The following is a 21,510-nucleotide window of genomic DNA, read 5'->3' on the forward strand; positions in this document are numbered from 1 at the left end:
CCTGAGCCGAAGGTTACAAACACCTGAGCATAATCGGCAGCCTGAGTTCCCAACCCATGTCCATGCGCGCCTTTATCGATTTCGCCGCCATCCAGGCCCCCAACCCGCAGAGTCCCAACGGCGCCTCCACGCCGGGCAAGGTCTTGCCCGCGGGATCGCCCGCGCTGCGCCTGGCATTTGGAACGCCAGTTGAAGTATTGGTGGCGCACACACTGGACCAGGTGAAGGATGTTTTGCAGGCCGTGGAGGCGCGCGCCCTGCAAGGCCAATGGTGTGTGGGTTACCTGCGTTACGAGGCCGCTCCGGCTTTCGACCGTGCGCTGGCCGTGCACCCGGCCACCGGACCTCTGGCCTGGTTTGGCGTGCACGATGCGCCGCTGCCTTCGGAACAACTCGGTCCCGACCCACAAACCCCAACGGCCGACGGCACGCGCCGCGCCACCTGGCAGCCCGGCATCTCGCGTGCAAACTTCGATGGCGCCATGGACCGCCTGCACCAGGCCATTTCCGATGGCGAGATCTACCAGGCCAACCTCACGGCCCGCAACGAAGGGCAGTTGCACCTGCCGCCCTGGGAGCTGTTCAGCGCCATGCGCCAGGCCCAGCCCGGTGGTTTTGCCGCCTATATTGACGCGGGTGATGAACAGGTGTTATCGGTATCACCCGAGCTGTTTTTTGACTGGCACCTAGGCCACATCGTGACCCGCCCCATGAAAGGCACGGCCCCGCGCGGCCGCACGCCCGAAGAAGACACAGCGCTAGCCCAAGGGCTGCGCAGCTCGCCCAAAGAGCGGGCAGAAAACGTGATGATCGTGGACCTGATCCGCAACGATCTGTCGCGCGTGGCCCAGCCTTTCTCGGTGACGGTGGATGGCCTGTGCCGCGTGCAAGCACTGTCCACCGTATGGCAAATGGTCAGTGATGTCCATGCCGACACCCGCCCCGGTTGCAGCCTGGTGGACGTGTTCACGGCGCTGTTCCCCTGTGGCTCGGTCACCGGTGCGCCCAAGGTACAGGCCATGCGGCTGATCCGCGAACTGGAAGACACAGACCGCGCCATCTACTGCGGCGCCGTTGGCGTGGTGCGCCCCGGTGGCAGTGCCACCTTTAATGTGCCCATCCGAACCGTGCTGGCCCAGGGCGAACACCTGCGCACCGGCACCGGCAGCGGCATCACGTCGGATGCCGAGGCGGGCGGCGAATGGCAGGAGTGGCGTCACAAACAGGCCTACCTGACCCGCGCGAGCCAGTCCTTTGCGTTGTTGGAAACGCTGGCACTGCAAAACGGAGTTTTTCACCAGGTTGACGCCCACCTGGCGCGCATGGCGTCTTCTGCAGCACACTTTGGGTTTCTTTGGCAGTCAGAGGCGGTACACGCGGCACTCACGGCGCTGTGCCTGCAGCACCCTGCCGGCGTCTGGCGTGTGCGGCTGCTGCTGGATGCCGCGGGCTCGCCACGGGTCGAGGCCTTTGCCCTGCCCGCCACGCCCACTACCGTGCGCCTGCAGCTGGCAGACCGCCCCCTGCTGCTGGCCGGCAGCGAATTTGTGCGCCACAAGACGACGCGCCGCGCCCATTACGAGCAGTTTGCGCCCACTAACCCGGCCGTATTCGATACCGTGCTGTGGAACACCAAAGGTGAAATCGCCGAATGCACGCGCGGCAACATCGCTCTGCTACTGGATGACCGCTGGGTCACACCAGCTGCGCAATGCGGCCTGTTGCCCGGCGTGGGGCGTGCGCATTGGCTGGCTGAGGGACGCGTCGAGGAAGCCGTCGTGCACCTGAAAGATTTGCCCCGCGTAGATGCCATGGCATTCATCAACAGCCTGCGGGGCTGGGTGGATGCGGTATGGGACATGCCGCTGGCGCAGCTACTGCCGTCCAATTGGGACGACGGTGAGCATGGAGCACTGATGCCCGGCTAGGGGCCTGGGTGCCAGTGCATTCTGCGCAGGTCAAGGAGGAGGCCGAAGGCCGGGGGACACGGAGCAGAACGCACTGGCACCCAGGCCCCTAGCCCCACCACACATGCAAAATCAGGCTGCAGCCCCCGAACAATAAGCGTTATACGCTACAAAAATAATAGTGTTTTAGACGGCCGGCGCAATCCGCAACGGTATCGTCACCGGCCCATCATTGACCAGATGAACCTGCATGTCAGCCGCAAAGATACCGGTTTGCACCACGCCGCCATGTGCACGCCGTGCAGCGTCCACAAAACCTTCATATAGCCTCCGTCCATCTTCCGGAGCAGCGGCCCCGGTGAAGCTGGGCCGGTTGCCGCCGCTCACGTCCGCCGCCAGCGTGAACTGGCTGACGATCAGCAAGCCACCTACCGTGCCCGCACCATCGATGTCCTGCACGCTCAGGTTCATCTTGCCCTGGGCGTCACTGAAGATGCGCAGTTTCAAGATTTTGGCCAGCAGCTTGTCACCCTCGGCCTGCGTGTCACCCTGTTCGGCACAGACCAGCACCAAGAGGCCAGGGCCGATAGCGCCCACCGTTTCCCCGTCGACCTCGACACGGGCCGAGCGAACCCGTTGCAGCACAGAGATCATAAGAAAAACCGGCCGCTAGCCCCCGTAAAATAAGCGTGAATAGCTACCAATTGCATAGCAATTACGCCAGCGTAACCCGCGCAAACTTGCGCTTGCCCACCTGCAACACATAGGTTCCGGCGGCCAATTTGAGGCCCTTGTCGCTGACCACATTGGAGTCCACCCGCACGCCGCCGCCGTCGATCAGGCGGTTGCCCTCACCACTGGACGCGGCCAGCCCGGCAGATTTCAACAGCGCGGCAATGCCCAAAGCGGCACCACCCTCACCGAGCGGCAGGCTGATTTCGTCGATCTGGTCGGGCACGCCGCCCTTGCTGCGGTTGATGAAATCTTGCTCCGCGGCATCGGCAGCGGCGGCGCTGTGGAAGCGTGCGGTGATTTCCTTGGCCAGCGCCACCTTGGCGTCCTTGGGGTTGCGCCCGCCTTCCACTTCGGCCTTCAGCGCGGCTATGGCAGCCTCAGACTGGAAGCTCAACAGCGTGTACCACTTCCACATCAACACGTCGGAGATGGACAACACCTTGGCGAACATGGTGTTCGCGTCTTCGCTGATGCCGATGTAGTTGTTCTTGCTCTTGGACATCTTCTCCACGCCGTCCAGGCCTTCGAGCAACGGCATGGTCAAGATGCACTGGGGCTCCTGGCCGTATTCGGTCTGCAGCGTGCGGCCCATCAGCAGGTTGAACTTCTGGTCGGTGCCACCCAGTTCCAGGTCACTTTTCAAAGCGACGCTGTCATAACCCTGCATCAGCGGGTACAAAAACTCGTGCACTGCAATCGGCGTGCCGGCCTTGAAGCGGTCGTGGAAATCGTTGCGCTCCATCATGCGGGCCACGGTGTAACGGCTGGCCAGCTGGATCATGCCGCGGGCGCCCAGCGGGTCGCTCCACTCGCTGTTGTAGCGCAGCTCGGTCTTGGTCGGGTCCAGGATCTTGTCGGCCTGGGCGCGGTAGGTCTCGGCGTTGATCTTGATCTGCTCGGCCGTCAGCGGCGGGCGGGTGCTGTTGCGGCCAGACGGGTCGCCAATCATGCTGGTGAAGTCGCCAATCAAAAAGATCACGGTATGGCCCAGATCTTGCAATTGCCGCATCTTGTTCAGCACCACGGTGTGGCCGATGTGGATATCGGGCGCCGTGGGGTCCAGGCCCAGCTTGATACGCAGCGGCGTGCCGGTGGCTTCGGATTTGACCAGTTTTTTGACCCATTCGTCTTGTGGAAGCAGCTCTTCCACACCACGCAGTGTCACAGCCAGGGCCTCGCGAACACGGTCACTTACAACTATCTGGGGGCTTGAGGCTTGATTCATAAGGGTTTTTATCGATGTGTCGGTGCGGTAGACCGCTATACTCCGGCCTTCCTCCTGCAATCGCGTTGGGTTGGCAGCGACTGGATTTTAGTCGCGCCCAGCTTGCAGTTTGGGGTGTAGTGCCGGATGGCCTCGCCCCTAATCCATGGAGACCGAATTTTGATACACCGCCTGCTACAGGCCGCAGAGGGCACTTTGGCCCTCGCCGCCCGTCTTGTCCACAGCCATCCCAAGCAACTGAGCCTCGCCATCGCCACCCTGTTATTGGGCGGTGCGGGCGCCACCTATGCGGTGGCCTCTTTGGCACCCGACGCATCCGACCTGCCCGTGCGCACCGTGGTCGAAGACGTACAACCCCTGCCCGTGCTCAGCCAGTATGAGGCTTTGCAAACCCAGGCCATGCGCCTGTACCGCTCAGACGCCACCCGCTCGGCAGACACTGCCGAAACCCTGCTCAAACGCCTGGGTATCTACGATCCCCAGGCCGCAGCCTTTTTCCGCGCCGACACCGTGGTCCAGCAGACCCTGATGGGCCGTGCCGGGCGCAATGTCACCGTGGAAGCCAGCGAAGACAACACCCTGCTCAAACTCAGCGCCCGCTGGAGCCCCGAAGACGACGGCATGTTCAAACGCCTGACGGTCGATAAAACGGCCACCGGCTTCCAGTCCAAGCTGGAAACCCTGCCCATGACCGCATCCTCGCGCCTGGCCAGCGGTGCCATCCAGACCTCGCTGTTTGCCGCCACCGATGACGCCCGCATCCCGGACGCGGTGGCCATCCAGCTGGCAGAAATCTTCTCGGGCGATATCGACTTCCACCGCGCGCTGCGCAAGGGTGACCGCTTTGCCGTCACCTACGAAACGCTGGAAGGCGACGGCGAGCCCCTGCGCGCCGGCCGCGTGCTGAGCGCAGAGTTCGTCAATGCCGGCAAAAGCTTCCAGGCCATGTGGTTCCAGGAGCCGGTGGCTAGCGGCACGGCCGCCGCGTCCACCGCCAGCCACACTCTGAGCAAGGGTGGCTACTACACCCTGGCCGGTGAAAGCCTGCGCCGCGCCTTCCTGGCCTCGCCTATGGAGTTCTCGCGCGTGACCAGCGGCTTCAAGATGCGTTTCCACCCCATTCTGCAAACCTGGCGCGCCCACCTGGGTGTGGACTACGCGGCGCCCACGGGCACCCCCGTGCGAAGCGTTGCGGATGGTGTGGTGGACTTCGCCGGCACCCAAAACGGCTTCGGCAATGTGGTCTTTGTCAAACACCGCAACAACAGTGTCACCGTGTACGCCCACCTGAGCCGTATCAACGTGCGCAGCGGCCAGAGCATCAATCAGGGCCAAAACGTGGGCGCTGTCGGCCAGACCGGCTGGGCCACCGGCCCCCACCTGCATTTTGAGTTCCGCGTCAACGGTGCCCACAAAGACCCGCTGACTATCGCCAAGCAGAGCGACTCCGTTCCCGTGGCGCCATCTGCCCGCACGACGTTTAACCAGGCAGCCGACCAGGTACGCATCCAGCTGGCCGCTGCGGCCAATATGCAGTTGGGCAGCGCCCAGTAAGCCCGGTTCATTTGCAGCTGCCCACTGTGTCGGGTTTGTACATCGGCCTGATGTCGGGTACCTCGCTGGACGGGGTGGATGCCGTGTTGGTCGATTTTGATGGCGCCCAGGCCCGGGTGCTGGTCCACACGAGTGCTCCCATGCCCGCATCGCTGCGGGTCGAGTTACTAGCCCTGAACACCCCCACAGACAACGAGTTACACCGCGCCGCACTGGCCGCCAATGGTCTGGTGCGCCTGTATGCCGACCAGGTTGCGGCCTTGCTGGCGCAGAGCGGTGTTGCGGCACATGCAGTCAAAGCCATCGGCGCACACGGCCAGACCGTACGCCACCGGCCGCAGGAATTTGATGGCACCGGTTACACGCTGCAGCTCAACAACCCGTCCCTGCTTGCGGAGTTGTGCGGCATCACCGTGGTGGCCGACTTCCGCAGCCGCGATGTGGCAGCGGGTGGTCAGGGCGCACCGCTGGTGCCCGCCTTTCACCAGGCTTTTTTTGGCAAACCAGACCAGGCACTGGCGGTGCTGAATATTGGCGGCATTTCCAACATCACCGTGCTAGACCCCAGCACCCCGGATCTGCTGGGCTTTGACTGTGGCCCCGGCAATGCCCTGATGGATGCCTGGTGCATGGCGCACACCGGCCAGCCATTTGACGATGCCGGCCGTTGGGCGGCACAAGGCCGGGTACATGCCGGCTTGTTGGCCCTTTTGCTGGACGAACCCTTCTTTGCCAAGGCCCCGCCCAAAAGCACAGGTCGGGATCTGTTCAATACACCGTGGCTGGCTGGCAAGTTGGCAGGTTTTGATGGCACGGCGCCCCAGGATGTGCAGGCCACTCTGACCGAGCTGACCGCGCTATCCTGCGCCCGCTGCCTGTTGGACACCAGCCCCAGCTGCCAGACCCTGGTGGTGTGTGGTGGCGGCGCCTTGAACCACTTCCTGATGGTGCGTCTACAGGCCGCTTTGCCCACCTGCCGCGTGATCTCCTCAGCAGAACGGGGCTTGCCGCCGCTGCAGGTAGAGGCCACCGCCTTTGCCTGGCTGGCCCGCCAGACCCTGCAAGGCAAAACATCCAGCCTCAAAAGCGTTACGGGCGCACAAGGCGCCCGCATACTGGGTGGAATCTACCCGGACTAGACCGGGAAGACTGCCGTTTTATTAAGAGAACGACGAACCACAACCGCAGGTGGTCGTGGCATTGGGGTTCTTGATCACAAACTGGGCACCCTGCAAGTCTTCTTTGTAGTCAATCTCGGCACCCACCAAGTACTGGTAACTCATCGCATCGATCAACAGAGACACGCCGTTTTTGCTCATCACGGTGTCGTCTTCGTTGGTGATTTCATCAAAGGTGAAGCCGTACTGGAAGCCGGAGCAACCGCCGCCTTGGACAAACACGCGCAATTTCAACTCGGGATTGCCCTCTTCGGCGATCAGGTCAGCCACCTTGGTCGCTGCGCTGTCGGTGAACAGGATGGGCGCGGGCATTTCGGTGGGCAGGGTTTCGGCTAGGGCACTCATGGACGGACTCCGGTCAAATTCAGGGGATGCGGGAATAGTACAGCAAATCGCTCGGGAATTCTGTTACTGGTTATTTGCCGCCAGCTTCAGTGTGGGCTTTTCCCCTTCACCCAAGATGGGGCGCAACTGGCCGGTAATCAAGGCGCCTTGGTGCATTTCCAGCGCGGCGTATTCCACATCCCCCTCAATGCGGGCCTTGGGCTGCAATTCCAGCATTTTTCGGGCATAAATAGGCCCTTTGACACTGCCATTGATGATGATGTGGTCAGCAATCACTTCGCCAGTGATGCTGGCAATCTCGGAGATCACCAAGATGCTGGCCGCCTCGTCCGCGGCGCGAATGTTTCCAATGATGACGCCATCCACATGCATGCCATCGGTGAAACGGATGTTGCCCGTGATCTCACTGCCTTCAGCAATCACGCTTTTGATGAGGGGCTGCTTTTTCTTGTTGAACATGAGACCAACCTTGCTTATTGATATTACAACTTGATGGATTGCGTCGCCTTGACGACCGTGCCGTCCATCACCTTGGCGGACATGCCATTCACAACGACCTGGGCGGGTATGTCAAACTTTCCGTCCATACGACCATATTGCCTGACCTTGATCGCGGGGGGGACACCGGCCAGGTTGGCCGTCCAGGGCTTTCCATCCAATAGGCCGGAGAACGCAACCTCCAGGCGGCCATTGAACTCCACGGGGTTCTTGCCTGACTGGATCACCAGCACCTGCCATTTTAACTTGCCGCCAGTCTGCAGATCGGCCTGGAGACTTCGGATGGCCAGGCCGTCGCCATTGGCGGAAGGAATCAGTTTTTCAAAAAAACCAAGGTCATCACGCAGTGTGCGGTTGTCGGCTTCCAGTTGTTTGAGCTGTGCCAGCAGGCTTTCGTGCGAGGCCTTCTCGGCCGTAACCAGGGTGTCCGCCGTGTTGGCAATGGACTGCGCATGGTCGCGCTCCTGCTTGACCTTCACCAATTCCGCCTTCACTTCGGTCAACTCAGTGCGCAAGTGCAGCAACTCTTCCTTGGAGCCTTTCTCCAAACCGGCAATGTCCTTGCCAAACTCAAAGGCCCACAGGCCGATGGCCGCACAAAAACCCAGCACGATGGCAACGATGGCCCAACGAAAGGGCCAGGGCATGGCGCTGCGCACAACCATGCGGGGCGCGCTGAAAGTAAGGCGGCGGCGTAAAAGCTTGAATCTCATGGAGCGCGAAGTCTAACAACACAATGTAAAACGGCTGCAAGGGTTTGCACCCTGGCAGCCGTTCGATTTGCAACGGAATGTTCTTCCGTTGGCGAGCGATTAACGCTTGGAGAACTGCTTGCGACGGCGAGCGCCGTGGAAGCCGACCTTCTTACGTTCCACTTCGCGCGCGTCACGCGTCACGAAGCCGGCTTGGCTCAGTGTTGGCTTGAGCGTTGCGTCGTAGTCGATCAGGGCACGGGTGATACCGTGGCGCACTGCACCAGCTTGGCCGGACTCACCGCCGCCAGCGACGTTGACCATGATGTCAAACGTTTCAGCGTGGTTGGTCAACAGCAGGGGCTGCTTGCAGATCATGATGGAAGTGCCACGACCGAAGAACTTGGAGATGTCCTTGCCGTTCACGACGATTTGGCCGGAGCCTTTTTTCAGAAACACGCGGGCGACGCTGGATTTGCGACGGCCGGTGCCATTGTTCCATTCACCGATCATTTGGCTGCCTCACGTTTCACTGCTGCGGGAGAAATACCGGGGATGTCCAGAACCTTGGGCTGCTGGGCTGTGTGGGGGTGCTCAGCACCGCCGTAAACCTTGAGCTTCTTGATCATGGCGTAACCCAGGGGACCCTTGGGCAACATACCCTTGACGGCTTTTTCCAAAGCGCGGCCGGGGAACTTGTTTTGCATGTCACGGAAGTTGGTGGACGAGATGCCGCCGGGGTAACCCGAATGGCGGTAGTACACCTTGTCCAGCGACTTGGCGCCGGTGACGCGCAGCTGGGCTGCATTGGTGACGATGATGAAATCGCCGGTATCGACGTGAGGCGTGTAAATGGCCTTGTGTTTGCCGCGCAAACGGAGAGCAACTTCGCTGGCTACTCGTCCGAGGACCTTGTCGGTCGCGTCAATCACAAACCACTCGTGCACGACCTCAGCGGGTTTTGCGCTGAAAGTAGACATGAGAATTTCCTAAAAAAGGAGTTGGTTTGGCGGGCTCTTTTCCACGGTCGGCGTTTCTCTGATGGAAATCTCTTAGGTGGGGATACTCCACGGCACTGCCGTAAGACGGTGTGCGAAGCCTTCGCCGCGGAGCCACAAAAGCGCTGCGAAGCCCACGATTATACAAAACTAATGAAAACAGGCAAGTTGCGCGCCCACCGGTTACCATCCAAGTATGTTCAGTTACCGCCACGCCTTCCACGCCGGAAACCACGCCGACGTCCTTAAACACACGGTTTTGCTGGCCGTTTTGCGCCATATGGCCCAAAAAGACGCAGCGCTGACCATCTTTGACACCCATGCCGGTGCCGGCCTGTACCGCCTAGACGGTGACTACGCCCAGACCAGCGCCGAAGCTGCCGAGGGTTTCCTCAAGCTGGTGGCGACCAAACCCAAAGAGCCGTTTGCACCGCTGTTGCAGGACTATCTGGACCTGGTCGCCAGCTTCAACAAGGCGGGCAGCCACAAGGTCTACCCCGGCTCTCCCTTCATCATCCACCGGGTGATACAGGAGCGGGACCGCGACAAGCTCAAGCTGTTTGAACTGCACCCCACCGACACCAAGACCCTGACCGCCAATATTGCCCAGCTCGAAGCCGGGCGCCAGATCGCCATCCTGCGCGAAGACGGTTTTGAAGGTATCAAGAAATTCTTGCCCCCTCCCTCGCGCCGCGCCCTGTTGTTGTGTGACCCCAGCTATGAATTGAAGACCGACTATGGCCGCGTGGCCGAAATGGTGGCCGACTCGCTGGTACGTTTTGCCACCGGCACCTATGCCGTCTGGTACCCCATCATCCCGCGCCCTGAAGCACACGATCTGCCCAAGAAACTCAAGACCCTGGCCAATAAGGCTGGCAAGAGTTGGCTGGGTGCCACGCTCACCGTCAAATCCAGCAAGCTGTTGCAGGATGACGAAGGCGAGGTAATTCGCCCCGGCCTGCCGGCCAGTGGCATGTTCATCATCAACCCGCCCCACACGCTCAAGGCCGGACTGCAAAAAGCCCTGCCCCAGATGGTGGAGCTGCTCAAGCAGGACGCCAATGCCACCTTCACGCTGGAATCGGGCGGCTAAAACGTAGCCCACGGGTTAGCCATGCGTGTCCTGCGCGATGCAATTGCGATTTTTCGCATGGAGATGACGCTGTTTACGCGTTTTCCCAAGCTCAAGGTCTCGACGATTGGCGTGATCATCATCCCGGCGCTGTACGCGCTGATCTACCTTTCCAGCGTGCAAGACCCCGGCGCCCACACCGGCGACCTCAAAGCCGCCCTGGTCAACCTGGACCAGGGGCTGCACTACCGCGGCCAGGATGTGAACGTGGGCCAGGAGGTGGCCGCGTCGATCCGCGAACGACAGACCTTTGGCTTTGTCGACTACCTGGAAGAAGACGAAGCCAAACGGGCGGTGCGGCAGGGTCGCCTGGCGTTTGCACTGATCATTCCCAGCGACTTCAGCGCCAACGCCGTACCCGGGCAAGCCGCCGCCGGTGGCCGCCTGGTGATGTATGTGTCCGAAGGCAACAACTACAACGGTGCCCAGATTGCCAAGCGTTTTGCCGCCGAGCTGGGGCACCAGGTCAACATCAATCTGAACGAAAACCGCTGGTCCCTGGTGCTGACCAACGTCACCGGCTCGCGCGACAAACTGACCGAGCTGCGTAAAGGCGTGGCCACGCTGAATGACGGCGCGCAGAAATTGGATGCCGGTCTGGCGAAAGCCGACTCGGGCTCCAAAACCCTGGCCAGCGGCGCGGACGGCTTGGGGCACGCCGTCGTGCAGCTGACGGACGGTGTCAAACAATTGGGCACCGGATTGCGCACCATGGACCAGCAACGTCCGTCCGCACACGACCTGGCGGCGCTCAAGACCGCACCGGCCGAACTGCTGTCTGGCCACACCAGTCTGTCGCACGGCCTCCAGGATTTGCAGAATGGCGCACAGGAGCTGACCGACGCCAGCATTCGCATGCGGGACGAAACCAAGGCCATCCCCCTGGTTGGCACACGCCTCTCCGAAGGTGCGTCACAGCTCGGCGATGGTGCGGCCCTGTTGGGCGCGGGCATACAGTCCGCGCGCCTGGGCCAGGCGCAGCTGGCAGACGGCACCCAGAAGCTGGGTGCAGGCACGGCCAAGCTGGTAGACGGCATGGTGGCTCTGGGTGGCGGTATCCACACAGCGGCCAGCAAAGTGCCGGAAGATGCCAAGCTGGACGAATTGGCCAGCGCAAGCCGCACAGTGGGTGCCGGAGCACACGATTTGCGCCAAGGACTGGGCCAGCTCAAAAGCGGCTCCAAAGAACTGACGCTGGGATTGGACCTGTTGAACCACTCACTGCCCCGAGATGTGCAGGCACCAGAGGGCAGCGCCCGTGGCCTGGCAGATTCGGTCGAGCCCGTCATCGAAATTGTGGCCCCCGTGCCCAACAACGGCGCTGGTTTTGCGCCCAACTTTCTGGCCACCTCGCTGTGGCTGGGCGCGGTGATGTCGGCTTTCCTGTTCCACCTGCGCCGCCTGCCACTGGCCGCGTCCACGGCCTCGCGCCCGGCCCGGTTGTTGGGCAAACTGGGCATTCTGGGCGCGGTGGTGGTTGCACAGGCCATGGTCATCATGCTGATGTCACTGTTTCTGCTGGAGATTTCAGTGGCCCATTTGGGCCCCTATGCACTGACCTTGGTCATCAGTTCGCTGACCTTCCTGACCATCATCGTTGCACTGACCCGCGCCTTTGGGGACGCGGGCAAGGCTGCGGTGCTGCTGTTGATGGTGCTGCAACTGTCGTCCGCGGGGGGCGTGTTGCCGGTCGAACTGTCGGGAGGTATTTACCAGACGGTTAGCCCCTGGTTGCCCTTCACCTGGGTCATCAAGGCCCTGCGTGTCACCATGTTCGGCGCGTTTGACGGCGACTCGCTCAGCGCCTGGCTGGTCATCGGCCTGATCGGCACCATCGCATGGCTGGCTGCGTGTTTTGTCGGTCGCTGGCAATTTGTCAGCACCGAGGAGCACCGCCCGGCGATGGAGTTTGAAGGGGTTTAACTTCGCCCCACCAACGCTATGAGCAGTAGAGTTGGGGTGAGCGTCAAAGTGAGGTAAAGGGGGAGCACGAAGTGCGGAGGACACGAACGGCGACGCTTACCCCAGCTCTACTGCGGCTCCAGACTGAGCGTAGCCTTACGCCACCAAGCCCAGGCGCTCGCAGAGCGCAATCGTCGCCACACTCTGGTTCATGGTGTAGAAGTGCAGCGAAGGAGCACCACCGGCGCGCAACTGCTCACACAAACTGGTCACCACGTCCAGGCCAAAGGCCTTGATGGACGCCGTATCGTCGCCAAAACTTTGCAGGCGCAGGCGGATCCAGCGTGGAATCTCGGCACCGCTGGCGTCCGAAAAACGCATCAGCTGCGTGGAGCTGGTAATGGGCATGATGCCGGGCACCACAGGCACGTTGAGGCCCATGGCCGCCACGTCGTCCACAAAACGGAAATAAGCGTCCGGGTTGTAGAAATACTGGGTGATGGACGAATTGGCACCAGCCTTGACCTTGGCGGCAAAAGCCTGCAAGTCGGCCTCGGGCGATCGGGCCTGGGGATGGATCTCGGGGTAAGCCGCCACTTCGATGAAGAAGTCGTCACCGGTTTCGGCACGGATAAAGGCCACCAACTCGCTGGCGTAGTGGAATTCACCACCGGCACCGTAGCCGCTGGGCAAATCGCCGCGCAGCGCCACCAGGCGTTTGACGCCCATGGCCTTGAGTGTGGCCAGTTGGGCGCGCACCGTGTCGCGCGTGGCACCAATGCACGAGAAATGGGACGCGGCACTGACACCTTCGGCCAGGATTTCGGAGACCGCATTGAAGGTGCCTTCTTGTGTGGAGCCACCGGCCCCAAAGGTCACCGAACAGAACTCGGGCTTGAGCGCATACAGCTGCTGGCGCACGGCGCGCAGCTTGGCCACACCTTCGGGGGTCTTGGGCGGAAAGAATTCCACGCTCAGGGGAATGCGGGATGTATCGGACATGGCTTTCCAATCAGTTGGGGACAGAGCTTGCAACTACGTTGCGGCGGTCTGTCCCGCAAAAGTTATTTCGTTGCGCAAATAAAAAACTCGCGGTTGCCGTCTCCACCTTCGATGGGGGAGTCGAACCACGCCGTCACGGTCAGGCCCAGATCGGCACAGGTTTCGCGCAACCGCTGCTCCACGATGGGGTACATGGCGTCGTCCTTGACGATGCCGCCCTTGCCTACTTGGCCCGGCTGCAATTCGAATTGCGGCTTGACCAAGGTGAGCAACGTGCCGCCGGGTTTCAAAAAGGGAATAACCGCCGGCAGCACCAAGGTCTGCGAGATGAAGGACAGGTCGCCCACCACCACATCAAACTCTGGCACAAACGGCTCTGCGCCCTCAGCCTCTGGATCAAACTGGCCGCCAGCCCCCGTGTAATTTACACATGCTGCTTCAAAATCCATAGCAGTCAGGGAACGGGCATTCACCTTCTCGACACACAGCACACGGCCGTCTTCGCGCAGTTGCGGGTGCAGCTGGGCGCTGCCCACATCCACACCCACCACCAGACGCGCGCCATGCTGCAGCAGGCAGTCGGTAAAACCGCCGGTGCTTTGCCCCACATCCAGACAGGCCAGGCCGTCGACCGACAGGCCCACTTGCTTGAGCGCGGCTTCCAGCTTCAGACCGCCACGGGATACGTAGCGGGCCTCGGAGTCGTCGAGCAGGCGAACGTCGGCGTTCTCGGGCACTTCGTCACCGTTTTTGGCTACGCGCTTCCACGCCTCGCCCTGCAGCCATTCCACACCATCGGCAATCAGGCGCTGGGCCTGCGACCGGGTAGTGGCCAGGCCACGTAAAACGAGTAGTTGGTCAATGCGCATGTGTTCCTCAAAGTAACAGCGGTGAATTGGGGGTCGGGTGAATTAGGGGTCAGAGCACACATTCGCTGTGCGAATGGTGATCCGCCCCCCAATTCCCTAATCCGACCCCCAATTCGCCTTTCGGCGCTCGCTTAGTAGCGATACGTGTCTTTTTTGTATGGGCCGGACTTGCTGACGCCGATGTAGGCGGCTTGCTCATCGGTCAATTCGCTCAATTGCGCGCCGACCTTCATCAGGTGCAGGCGTGCCACCTTTTCGTCCAGGTGCTTGGGCAACACATAGACCTTGCCCGACTTGTATTCCTTGGGCTTGGTGAACAGTTCGATCTGGGCGATGGTCTGGTTGGCAAAGCTGGACGACATCACAAAGCTGGGGTGGCCAGTACCACAACCCAGATTCACCAGGCGGCCCTTGGCCAACAGGATGATGCGTTTCTCGGGCTTGGCGTTCTTGCCCTTGGTAGCGGGGAAGATCACGTGGTCCACCTGGGGCTTGATCTCGTCCCACTTCAGCTTTTCCAGCGAAGCTACGTCGATTTCATTGTCGAAGTGGCCGATGTTGCAAACGATGGCCTGGTCCTTCATGGCCTGCATGTGCTTGAAGGTGATGACATTCTTGTTGCCGGTAGCGGTCACAAAAATGTCGGCCTTGTCGGCGGCGTATTCCATGGTCACAACCTTGTAGCCTTCCATCGCGGCTTGCAGGGCGTTGATGGGGTCCACTTCGGTCACCCACACTTGGGCAGACAGTGCGCGCAGTGCCTGGGCGGAGCCCTTGCCCACGTCGCCATAACCAGCCACCAAGGCTACTTTGCCGGCGATCATCACGTCGGTGGCGCGCTTGATGGCGTCCACCAGGGATTCGCGGCAACCGTACAGGTTGTCAAACTTGCTCTTGGTCACCGAGTCATTGACGTTGATGGCGCGGAACGCCAACGAGCCCTTGGCCGACATTTCTTCCAGACGCATCACGCCCGTGGTGGTTTCTTCGGTCACGCCGATGATGTTTTTCAGGCGGCGGCTGTACCAGGTGGGGTCCAGCTTGAGCTTGGCCTTGATGGCCTTGAACAAGCAGATTTCTTCTTCGCTGCCAGGGTTGGCCAGGACCTTGATGTCCTTCTCGGCACGGGCGCCCAGGTGCATCAGCAACGTAGCGTCGCCGCCGTCGTCCAGGATCATGTTGGGGCCTTCAGCCGCAGTGCCCTTCTTGCCACCGAATTCAAAAATGCGGTGCGTAAAGTCCCAATACTCTTCCAGCGTTTCGCCCTTGTGCGCAAACACCGGTGTGCCCTGCGCCACCAAGGCGGCAGCGGCGTGGTCTTGTGTGGAGAAGATGTTGCACGAAGCCCAACGCACGTCGGCGCCCAAGGCTTGCAGGGTCTCGACCAGCACGCCGGTCTGGATGGTCATGTGCAGGGAGCCAGTGATACGCGCGCCCTTGAGCGGCTGGGCCTTGGCGAATTCTTGGCGGATGGCCATCAGACCCGGCATTTCGGTCTCGGCAATAGTGAGCTCTTTGCGTCCCCAGGGGGCCAGGCTCAGGTCGGCGATTTTGTAGTCTTCGGTCTTGGAAACGGGTTTCAATGCGCTCATGGTGGGCTCCAAAAAAATTTTGAGGCCACTGGGCTGCGCATTAACCGGGTATAGGCTCACCGCACAGACCAGTGGGTGAGCGCCGTTGACTTGCGTTGACTTTTTATGGAAGACAACGTGTTCCGAGCCTCACTCGCATCCTGCACCCTGAATTCGTTTCATTCAGGCCAGGGTTTCGAGCTGCAACGCTCCTCGGAAGGAGCCGATTATACGGAGCTATCGCCACCCTGGCAAAGGCCCGCAACGCGCAAGGCCCTTAAAATCACGCCCTTTGCCTCTCTGCGCTGCTTGCAGCCCCCGCCTCCATGACCTTTCTTGCCGAGACCAAGCGTCGCCGCACCTTTGCCATCATTTCCCACCCGGATGCCGGTAAAACCACGCTGACCGAAAAGCTGCTGTTGTTCTCGGGCGCGATCCAGATTGCCGGATCGGTCAAGGCGCGCAAGGCCACACGACACGCCACCTCCGACTGGATGGAGATTGAAAAGCAGCGGGGTATCTCCGTCGCATCCAGTGTGATGCAAATGGCCTACCGCGACCACGTGGTTAACCTGCTGGACACGCCCGGCCACAAAGACTTCTCGGAAGATACCTACCGCGTGCTGACCGCCGTGGATTCGGCCCTGATGGTGATCGACGCGGCAAACGGTGTGGAAGCCCAGACCCGCCGCCTGATCGAGGTCTGCCGCCAGCGCGACACACCCATCATCACCTTCGTCAACAAGATGGACCGCGAAGTGCGTGAGCCGCTGGACATACTGGACGAGATCGAACGCGAGCTGGGCATGCCCTGTGTTCCCATGACCTGGCCCGTGGGCCAGGGCAAATCCTTCGGCGGTATCGTCAATTTGCGCACACAGATGATGACCGTGTTTGACGGCGGAAAAGACCGCCGTCCGCAAGAGTTTGAGTCCATGCCCTTGAGCGACACCGCTGCACTGGAAAAGCGCTTCGGCCACGAGTGGACCACCGCCATGGAAAGCATGGAACTGGCCACCGGCGCGTCCCCCGCCTGGGACCACGCCGCCTTTCTGGCGGGTAAACAAACCCCCGTGTTCTTTGGCTCCGGCGTCAACAATTTTGGTGTGATGGAAGTGCTGGATGCTTTGGTGGACCTGGCCCCCAGCCCCCAAATGCGTATCAGCTCCACGCTGGTCAATCGCCAGCCGGTGGTGAAAGAAGTGCGGCCCGAGGACGAAGCCTTCAGTGGCGTGGTTTTCAAGGTGCAGGCCAATATGGACGCCAACCACCGCGACCGCATCGCCTTTGTGCGCATGGCATCGGGCAAATACACACCGGGCATGAAGCTGAAAGTCATGCGCACCAGCAAAGAGCTGCGTCCCACCTCCGTGGTCACCTTTATGAGCCAGCGCCGCGAGGCGGTGGAAGAGGCATATGCGGGCGACATCGTGGGCTTTACCACCCACGGCGGCGTCCAACTGGGCGATACGATTACCGACGGCAGCGTCAACCTGCTGTACACCGGCCTGCCCTTCTTCGCACCCGAAATGTTCATGACCGTGGTGCTGCGCAACCCGCTGCGCACCAAGCAGTTACAACAAGGTTTGGCACAGTTGGGTGAAGAGGGTGCCATCCAGGTTTTCAAACCCGAAATCGGCGGCAATATGCTGTTGGGCGCCGTGGGCCAGTTGCAGTTTGAAGTGGTACAGCACCGTCTAAAGGGCGAATACGACGCCGACATCCGGCTGGAAGGCTGCCAGTACACCGGCGCCCGTTGGATCACGGCCGACACACCGGCCGAGCTGAAGGCCTTTTGCGACGCCTACCCCATGCGCATGGCGCGTGATGCCGCCGACACGCTGGCCTATCTGTGCACCAGCCCCTATGACGTGCGGCTGGCGCAAGAGCGTTTTCCGAAGATCCACTTTCACCCCCTGCGCGAACATGCCGGCCTGGCATTGCAGACCGCGGGCTAAGCGCAGGTCAAGGACGGTATTGCCAATGGTTGCGGTTGGTATCCGTCTGGTGGCACAGCGCTGCGCCCAGCTCGCTGGTGGTGCCCGCAAAACAGGTGAAGATGTCGTCGTGCCGGGCCCAGTGCGCCATGCAGTGGCGGCGGAAATTAGCCTTGAGCGTGCCGCGTTTGTGCTCGGCCGCCATTTTCAGTACGGACGGGTTCTTGGCCTCGGCCTTGAACTCGACCACAAAGGCATGCCAGTCGACGATCAGGCCATCGATCTTGATGGCCGCGCGTTTGCACACGGTGGTGCTGTTGTCGCCCACGCTACCGGCCTGCGCGCTGGCACCCAGGCCTAGCAATACACTGGCGACGACCCAGTCTGTTAACCACCCATGCTGCATGTTTTGTTTCTCCTACATCCCGATGCCTGACACGCTGACAGCATACAAGGCCCAGACATGATTCCATTGAACCAATGGCCTCTGGCCGCACGGCAAAACCTGGTGGGTGTGTTCACGGACATAGACGACACGCTGACCACTGACGGCGCCATCACCCCCGATGCGCTGCAGGCGCTGGCACAGCTCCAGGCGGCGGGGCTGAAGGTGATCGCCATCACCGGCCGCCCGGTGGGCTGGTGCGAGGCGTTTGCCGGCATCTGGCCGGTCGACGCCATCGTTGCGGAAAACGGTGCCGTGGCCCTGGTTGGCGACAGGTCTTTAAATGAAATCGGGCTGCAGCCCCCGTCGAATCTACCGGTACCGCTATCAAAACTATACCAACAGGATGCCATAACCCGAGCCAACAACCAGGCGCGTATGCGGCAGATTGGCACCCGGGTGATGTTCCAGGTGCCCGGCGTGTTAACCACGCGTGACAGCACGGGTCGCGAAACCGACCTGGCCTTTGACTACAACGAATACGCCCGCCTGCCCCCCGAGATGGTGCAGCGCGTGGTGGACCTGCTGCAGTCCTATGGCATGCACACCACGGTGAGCAGCATCCACATCCACGGTTGTTTTGGTAACTTCAACAAATGGCAGGGAGCCAACTGGATAACCCGCGAACTGCTGCAGCGCGACCTGGCGCAGGAGATCGACCGCTGGGTGTTTGTGGGCGACTCGGGCAACGACCAGGCCATGTTTGAACACTTCACCCACAGCGTGGGTGTGGCGAACATCCGCCGCTTTGAATCGGCGTTGACACACCTGCCGCCTTACATCACCACGCACGAGCGGGGCGCAGGCTTTGCCGAGGTGACCGCGGCGATATTGCAAGCAGTACCCGCACGCCAGTAAGCGCCGGGGGCACCCCGCGCGGGGCCGCACGGGGCGACTTGCCGTTCCAATAGTCAGCTCACTGCCGGTCGGACCCTGGCGCAGAGAATGGCAGCAGCAGGGTGAATGCGGTGCCCACGGCGGGTGTGCTCATGACCGTCATGCGGCCACCCAGCGGTCCGTAGACCATGTTGTGCGAGATGTGCAGGCCCAGGCCCGTGCCGCCCTGCCCAAGCTTGGTGGTGAAGAAGGGGTCAAAAATCTTGCCCACGTTCTCAGGCGGAATACCCACACCGTTGTCCGTGACCGTGATGCAGGCCATGTCGCCCTGGCGCATACATGTCACGGTGATGGTGCCCGGCTGCGTGTCATTGAAACCATGCTTGGCGGCATTCATGACCAGGTTGGTCAGCACCTGGCCCAGCGGGCCGGGGTAACTGTGCATGGCGATGCCGGGCTCCAACTGCTGGACCAGTTTGATGGGGGTCTTGGACAACACGTGGGCGATCACTGACAGCATTTCAGCGATCTGGCGGTCCAGTTCAAAGTCGCGCAGCTGGTCGGTGGTCTGGTCCACCGCCACCTGTTTGAAGTTTTGTATCAGCTCGGCCGCACGGCGTGCGCTGCTCAGCATCAGGCCGGAGCCTTCGTCGATTTGGCCCACCAGGCTGATCAAGGCGTTGCGGGTCAATCCGCCGGAGGCCACCGACTCGCTGAGCTTGTGCACTACTTCTTGCTGGGTGCTGGCCACCATCATGATGTTGCCGATGGGGGTATTGAGCTCGTGGGCCACTCCGGCTACCAGGCGGCCCAGTGCTGCCATTTTTTCGGCCCGCACCAGGCCTTCTTGCGCGCTTTCCATATTGGCCAATGCAGCACGCGCCTCTTCTTCTGACGCCCGCCCAGCCTCCAGTTCATCACCCAGGCGTTCAGTAATGGCGTTGATGCTGCAGGTGATGGCGCCAAACTCGTCGTTCGCCGTTTCCGGCAGGGCCACGATATCGGCCGCCTGCTCACGCCCTGCCGCGTGGTCCAGCGCCTGCTGCAACTGGTGCACGCGCTTGAAGATCAGCCGGTCCACACCCACCCATACCACCGCCAGCAGCACCAGGCTCACACCCACCAGTTGAGCCAGTGCCAGCCACAAGGTGGCGTTGAGTGCCTCGCGCAGCGACGCGTCCGACCAGCCCACCAGCACCCGGCCCAGAGGATTGCCGTCAACCGGGGGAATGTCCATGCTCAGCACTTCCGCATCGGCAGGCAAAACGCCACCTGCCACGGGTAGTGTCTGACCAACCTGGGTCACCAGCTTGCCCGCCTCGTCCACCACCGCCAGCCCCAGTACCGAGCCACCCAGTTCGGACCCCAAGACGGCGTTGAGCCCTTTCATATCGAAATTCCACATGGACTGGGCCACCGGCTGACCCAGGTGGCGCTGCATCTTGGCCCACAGTTCGGCGCGCTGTGCGGTCAGGCGCTGCTCGGTCATCCAGTAGCTACCGGCTGCGAACACACCCATCAGCAAGGTGGACGCCACCAGGGCGATGACGGCCAGCGTAGCCTTGGCCGACCGGGGCAGCCAATCGCGGAGTGGAGAGAAGCGCATCGTTTGAGCGTAGCCTGTGCGGCATCTCAGCGTCAAGCCTTAAAAAAGGCCTCCAGCACATTGACGGCGTTGACACCGACCTCTGCCACCGCATAACCACCTTCAAACACCAGCACCGTTGGCAAACCCGCAGCAGCCAGCTGCTGGCCCACGGCAAGATAGTCTGCACTTTGCAGCGTAAAGCCGGAGATGGGGTCGCCCTCAAATGTGTCCATGCCCAGCGACACCACCAGGGCATCGGCACCAAAACGCTGGATGGCTTGCAGGCTGTGCTCCAGTGCGGCGGACCAGCGGGCAAAACCGGTGCCGCGGGGCAGTGGGATGTTGAGGTTGGCACCCTGCCCGGCCCCCACACCAGTCTCATCCGCGTGGCCCAGGTAAAACGGGTATTCGGTATGCGGGTCGCCGTGGATGCTGGCAAAAAACACGTCGGGCCGGTCATAAAAGATGGCCTGGGTGCCATTGCCGTGGTGGTAATCAATATCCAACACCGCAACTTTGGCCATGCCGGCATTGCGCAGATGCTGGGCGGCCAGTGCAGCGTTGTTTAAAAAGCAGTAGCCGCCAAAAAAGTCAGCCCCGGCATGGTGTCCTGGCGGGCGGCTCAACGCAAAGGCGGCGCGGTCGCCCCGCACCAGCCGCTCCGCAGCGCTCAGTGCGCAGTGGGCGCCGGCGCGCGCCGCCACCCAGGTGCCGGCCGTGAAGGGCGAGCCAGCGTCGTAGGAATACAGGCCCACCTTCGCGGCAAAGTTGTCGGGCTCTACGTCGGTGCGAAAGGTGCGCGTGGGCCAGACCGAGGGCAGGATGTCCTTGTCCGCGTTGGCAGGGTCCAGCGCCATCCACTGGTCCCATGCTGTGGCCAGGAAGCGCAGGTACCGCGGGCTGTGGATGGTTTCCAGCGCTGCATCATCAAACGGGTGCGGAGGCTCCACCGTGCCAAGGCCCCGGCGTTGCAACTCAGCCAGAACATGGTCCGCGCGGGCCGGCACCTCAAAACACGGCACCAATGCGCCACGGAACATTTCGACCTTGCCCTGGTGTTGGGCGTGCAAGTGGTTGTAGTAGGTAATCACGGTG

At 61.5% G+C, this 21,510-nt stretch carries 20 protein-coding genes and 1 riboswitch; of the genes, 7 read left to right on the top strand and 13 right to left on the bottom strand.

Going from position 1 to position 21,510, the window contains the following annotated elements:
- Positions 1–56: 56 nt before the first annotated feature.
- On the top strand, positions 57–1,928 hold the full coding sequence (gene pabB, locus HZ993_RS10175; protein ID WP_245213902.1) for an aminodeoxychorismate synthase component I: 1,872 nt from the start codon (positions 57–59) through the stop codon (positions 1,926–1,928).
- Between the two features lie 165 nt (positions 1,929–2,093).
- On the opposite strand, the gene dtd is transcribed toward pabB, so the two are convergent.
- Positions 2,094–2,561: a D-aminoacyl-tRNA deacylase gene (dtd, locus tag HZ993_RS10180; protein ID WP_209397617.1), complete on the bottom strand. Its 468-nt coding sequence runs from the start codon at positions 2,559–2,561 to the stop codon at positions 2,094–2,096.
- A 61-nt stretch (positions 2,562–2,622) separates the two neighbouring features.
- On the bottom strand, positions 2,623–3,867 hold the full coding sequence (gene tyrS, locus HZ993_RS10185; RefSeq protein ID WP_209397618.1) for a tyrosine--tRNA ligase: 1,245 nt from the start codon (positions 3,865–3,867) through the stop codon (positions 2,623–2,625).
- A 126-nt stretch (positions 3,868–3,993) separates the two neighbouring features.
- Between tyrS and HZ993_RS10190 the strand changes: the two genes are divergently transcribed.
- Positions 3,994–5,421, top strand: a complete 1,428-nt coding sequence (locus tag HZ993_RS10190) for a M23 family metallopeptidase (RefSeq protein WP_209397620.1) — start codon at positions 3,994–3,996, stop codon at positions 5,419–5,421.
- Positions 5,422–5,447: 26 nt separating this feature from the next.
- Positions 5,448–6,560 (top strand): anhydro-N-acetylmuramic acid kinase, encoded by a 1,113-nt coding sequence (locus tag HZ993_RS10195; RefSeq protein WP_209397622.1) that lies wholly within the window; start codon positions 5,448–5,450, stop codon positions 6,558–6,560.
- Between the two features lie 21 nt (positions 6,561–6,581).
- Here the strand turns inward: HZ993_RS10195 and erpA are convergent, their stop codons facing one another.
- From erpA to rplM, 5 genes are all read right to left on the bottom strand, one after another.
- Complete coding sequence (erpA, locus tag HZ993_RS10200) at positions 6,582–6,944, bottom strand: iron-sulfur cluster insertion protein ErpA (protein ID WP_209397624.1); 363 nt, start codon at positions 6,942–6,944, stop codon at positions 6,582–6,584.
- Positions 6,945–7,007: 63 nt separating this feature from the next.
- The gene (locus HZ993_RS10205) at positions 7,008–7,403 is read right to left on the bottom strand and encodes a polymer-forming cytoskeletal protein (protein ID WP_209397626.1); all 396 of its coding nucleotides are present in this window, start codon (positions 7,401–7,403) and stop codon (positions 7,008–7,010) included.
- A 23-nt stretch (positions 7,404–7,426) separates the two neighbouring features.
- Complete coding sequence (locus tag HZ993_RS10210; RefSeq protein ID WP_209397628.1) at positions 7,427–8,155, bottom strand: DUF6776 family protein; 729 nt, start codon at positions 8,153–8,155, stop codon at positions 7,427–7,429.
- Positions 8,156–8,254: 99 nt separating this feature from the next.
- A complete protein-coding gene (gene rpsI, locus HZ993_RS10215) occupies positions 8,255–8,647 on the bottom strand; it encodes a 30S ribosomal protein S9 (protein ID WP_209397630.1) in 393 nt (130 codons plus the stop codon).
- On the bottom strand, positions 8,644–9,114 hold the full coding sequence (rplM, locus tag HZ993_RS10220) for a 50S ribosomal protein L13 (protein ID WP_209397632.1): 471 nt from the start codon (positions 9,112–9,114) through the stop codon (positions 8,644–8,646). The genes rpsI and rplM overlap by 4 nt, the downstream gene beginning before the upstream one ends.
- Positions 9,115–9,328: 214 nt before the next feature.
- Here rplM and HZ993_RS10225 point away from each other — a divergent pair, with 214 nt between their 5' ends.
- Both HZ993_RS10225 and HZ993_RS10230 read left to right on the top strand, forming a co-directional pair.
- The gene (locus tag HZ993_RS10225) at positions 9,329–10,225 is read left to right on the top strand and encodes a 23S rRNA (adenine(2030)-N(6))-methyltransferase RlmJ (protein WP_209397634.1); all 897 of its coding nucleotides are present in this window, start codon (positions 9,329–9,331) and stop codon (positions 10,223–10,225) included.
- A gap of 21 nt (positions 10,226–10,246) precedes the next feature.
- The gene (locus HZ993_RS10230) at positions 10,247–12,187 is read left to right on the top strand and encodes a YhgE/Pip domain-containing protein (RefSeq protein ID WP_209397636.1); all 1,941 of its coding nucleotides are present in this window, start codon (positions 10,247–10,249) and stop codon (positions 12,185–12,187) included.
- Positions 12,188–12,322: 135 nt separating this feature from the next.
- On the opposite strand, the gene metF is transcribed toward HZ993_RS10230, so the two are convergent.
- From metF to ahcY, 3 genes are all read right to left on the bottom strand, one after another.
- Positions 12,323–13,168 carry a methylenetetrahydrofolate reductase [NAD(P)H] gene (gene metF / locus HZ993_RS10235; protein WP_209397638.1) on the bottom strand — a complete coding sequence of 282 codons (846 nt, stop codon included), beginning with the start codon at positions 13,166–13,168 and terminating at the stop codon, positions 12,323–12,325.
- Between the two features lie 62 nt (positions 13,169–13,230).
- Positions 13,231–14,037 carry a TlyA family RNA methyltransferase gene (locus HZ993_RS10240; RefSeq protein ID WP_209397640.1) on the bottom strand — a complete coding sequence of 269 codons (807 nt, stop codon included), beginning with the start codon at positions 14,035–14,037 and terminating at the stop codon, positions 13,231–13,233.
- A 131-nt stretch (positions 14,038–14,168) separates the two neighbouring features.
- Positions 14,169–15,629 carry an adenosylhomocysteinase gene (ahcY, locus tag HZ993_RS10245; RefSeq protein ID WP_209397642.1) on the bottom strand — a complete coding sequence of 487 codons (1,461 nt, stop codon included), beginning with the start codon at positions 15,627–15,629 and terminating at the stop codon, positions 14,169–14,171.
- A 70-nt stretch (positions 15,630–15,699) separates the two neighbouring features.
- A riboswitch (S-adenosyl-L-homocysteine riboswitch) is annotated at positions 15,700–15,829 on the bottom strand.
- Between the two features lie 105 nt (positions 15,830–15,934).
- On the opposite strand from ahcY, the gene HZ993_RS10250 reads away from it, so the two are divergent.
- A complete protein-coding gene (locus HZ993_RS10250) occupies positions 15,935–17,566 on the top strand; it encodes a peptide chain release factor 3 (protein ID WP_209397644.1) in 1,632 nt (543 codons plus the stop codon).
- A 7-nt stretch (positions 17,567–17,573) separates the two neighbouring features.
- Here HZ993_RS10250 and HZ993_RS10255 read toward each other — a convergent pair whose 3' ends face one another.
- Positions 17,574–17,951 carry a hypothetical protein gene (locus HZ993_RS10255; protein ID WP_209397646.1) on the bottom strand — a complete coding sequence of 126 codons (378 nt, stop codon included), beginning with the start codon at positions 17,949–17,951 and terminating at the stop codon, positions 17,574–17,576.
- Between the two features lie 57 nt (positions 17,952–18,008).
- Between HZ993_RS10255 and HZ993_RS10260 the strand changes: the two genes are divergently transcribed.
- Positions 18,009–18,848, top strand: coding sequence for an HAD-IIB family hydrolase (locus tag HZ993_RS10260; protein ID WP_209397648.1), 840 nt, complete (start codon positions 18,009–18,011; stop codon positions 18,846–18,848).
- A gap of 58 nt (positions 18,849–18,906) precedes the next feature.
- Here HZ993_RS10260 and HZ993_RS10265 read toward each other — a convergent pair whose 3' ends face one another.
- Positions 18,907–20,433, bottom strand: a complete 1,527-nt coding sequence (locus HZ993_RS10265; protein WP_209397650.1) for a sensor histidine kinase — start codon at positions 20,431–20,433, stop codon at positions 18,907–18,909.
- Between the two features lie 32 nt (positions 20,434–20,465).
- On the bottom strand, positions 20,466–21,506 hold the full coding sequence (locus HZ993_RS10270; protein WP_209397652.1) for a histone deacetylase family protein: 1,041 nt from the start codon (positions 21,504–21,506) through the stop codon (positions 20,466–20,468).
- Positions 21,507–21,510: the final 4 nt, after the last annotated feature.

It is taken from the genome of Rhodoferax sp. AJA081-3 (assembly GCF_017798165.1).
In the GTDB taxonomy this organism is placed as follows: Bacteria; Pseudomonadota; Gammaproteobacteria; order Burkholderiales; family Burkholderiaceae_C; genus Allorhodoferax.

Excerpts from the sequence above, each read along its gene's own strand:
- pabB (WP_245213902.1), top strand. The coding sequence starts at position 57 with ATGTCCATGCGCGCCTTTATCGATTTCGCCGCCATCCAGGCCCCCAAC.
- dtd (WP_209397617.1), bottom strand. The coding sequence starts at position 2,561 with ATGATCTCTGTGCTGCAACGGGTTCGCTCGGCCCGTGTCGAGGTCGAC.
- tyrS (WP_209397618.1), bottom strand. The coding sequence starts at position 3,867 with ATGAATCAAGCCTCAAGCCCCCAGATAGTTGTAAGTGACCGTGTTCGC.
- HZ993_RS10190 (WP_209397620.1), top strand. The coding sequence starts at position 3,994 with ATGGCCTCGCCCCTAATCCATGGAGACCGAATTTTGATACACCGCCTG.
- erpA (WP_209397624.1), bottom strand. The coding sequence starts at position 6,944 with ATGAGTGCCCTAGCCGAAACCCTGCCCACCGAAATGCCCGCGCCCATC.
- HZ993_RS10205 (WP_209397626.1), bottom strand. The coding sequence starts at position 7,403 with ATGTTCAACAAGAAAAAGCAGCCCCTCATCAAAAGCGTGATTGCTGAA.
- HZ993_RS10210 (WP_209397628.1), bottom strand. The coding sequence starts at position 8,155 with ATGAGATTCAAGCTTTTACGCCGCCGCCTTACTTTCAGCGCGCCCCGC.
- rpsI (WP_209397630.1), bottom strand. The coding sequence starts at position 8,647 with ATGATCGGTGAATGGAACAATGGCACCGGCCGTCGCAAATCCAGCGTC.
- rplM (WP_209397632.1), bottom strand. The coding sequence starts at position 9,114 with ATGTCTACTTTCAGCGCAAAACCCGCTGAGGTCGTGCACGAGTGGTTT.
- HZ993_RS10225 (WP_209397634.1), top strand. The coding sequence starts at position 9,329 with ATGTTCAGTTACCGCCACGCCTTCCACGCCGGAAACCACGCCGACGTC.
- HZ993_RS10230 (WP_209397636.1), top strand. The coding sequence starts at position 10,247 with ATGCGTGTCCTGCGCGATGCAATTGCGATTTTTCGCATGGAGATGACG.
- metF (WP_209397638.1), bottom strand. The coding sequence starts at position 13,168 with ATGTCCGATACATCCCGCATTCCCCTGAGCGTGGAATTCTTTCCGCCC.
- HZ993_RS10240 (WP_209397640.1), bottom strand. The coding sequence starts at position 14,037 with ATGCGCATTGACCAACTACTCGTTTTACGTGGCCTGGCCACTACCCGG.
- ahcY (WP_209397642.1), bottom strand. The coding sequence starts at position 15,629 with ATGAGCGCATTGAAACCCGTTTCCAAGACCGAAGACTACAAAATCGCC.
- HZ993_RS10250 (WP_209397644.1), top strand. The coding sequence starts at position 15,935 with ATGACCTTTCTTGCCGAGACCAAGCGTCGCCGCACCTTTGCCATCATT.
- HZ993_RS10255 (WP_209397646.1), bottom strand. The coding sequence starts at position 17,951 with ATGCAGCATGGGTGGTTAACAGACTGGGTCGTCGCCAGTGTATTGCTA.
- HZ993_RS10260 (WP_209397648.1), top strand. The coding sequence starts at position 18,009 with ATGATTCCATTGAACCAATGGCCTCTGGCCGCACGGCAAAACCTGGTG.
- HZ993_RS10265 (WP_209397650.1), bottom strand. The coding sequence starts at position 20,433 with ATGCGCTTCTCTCCACTCCGCGATTGGCTGCCCCGGTCGGCCAAGGCT.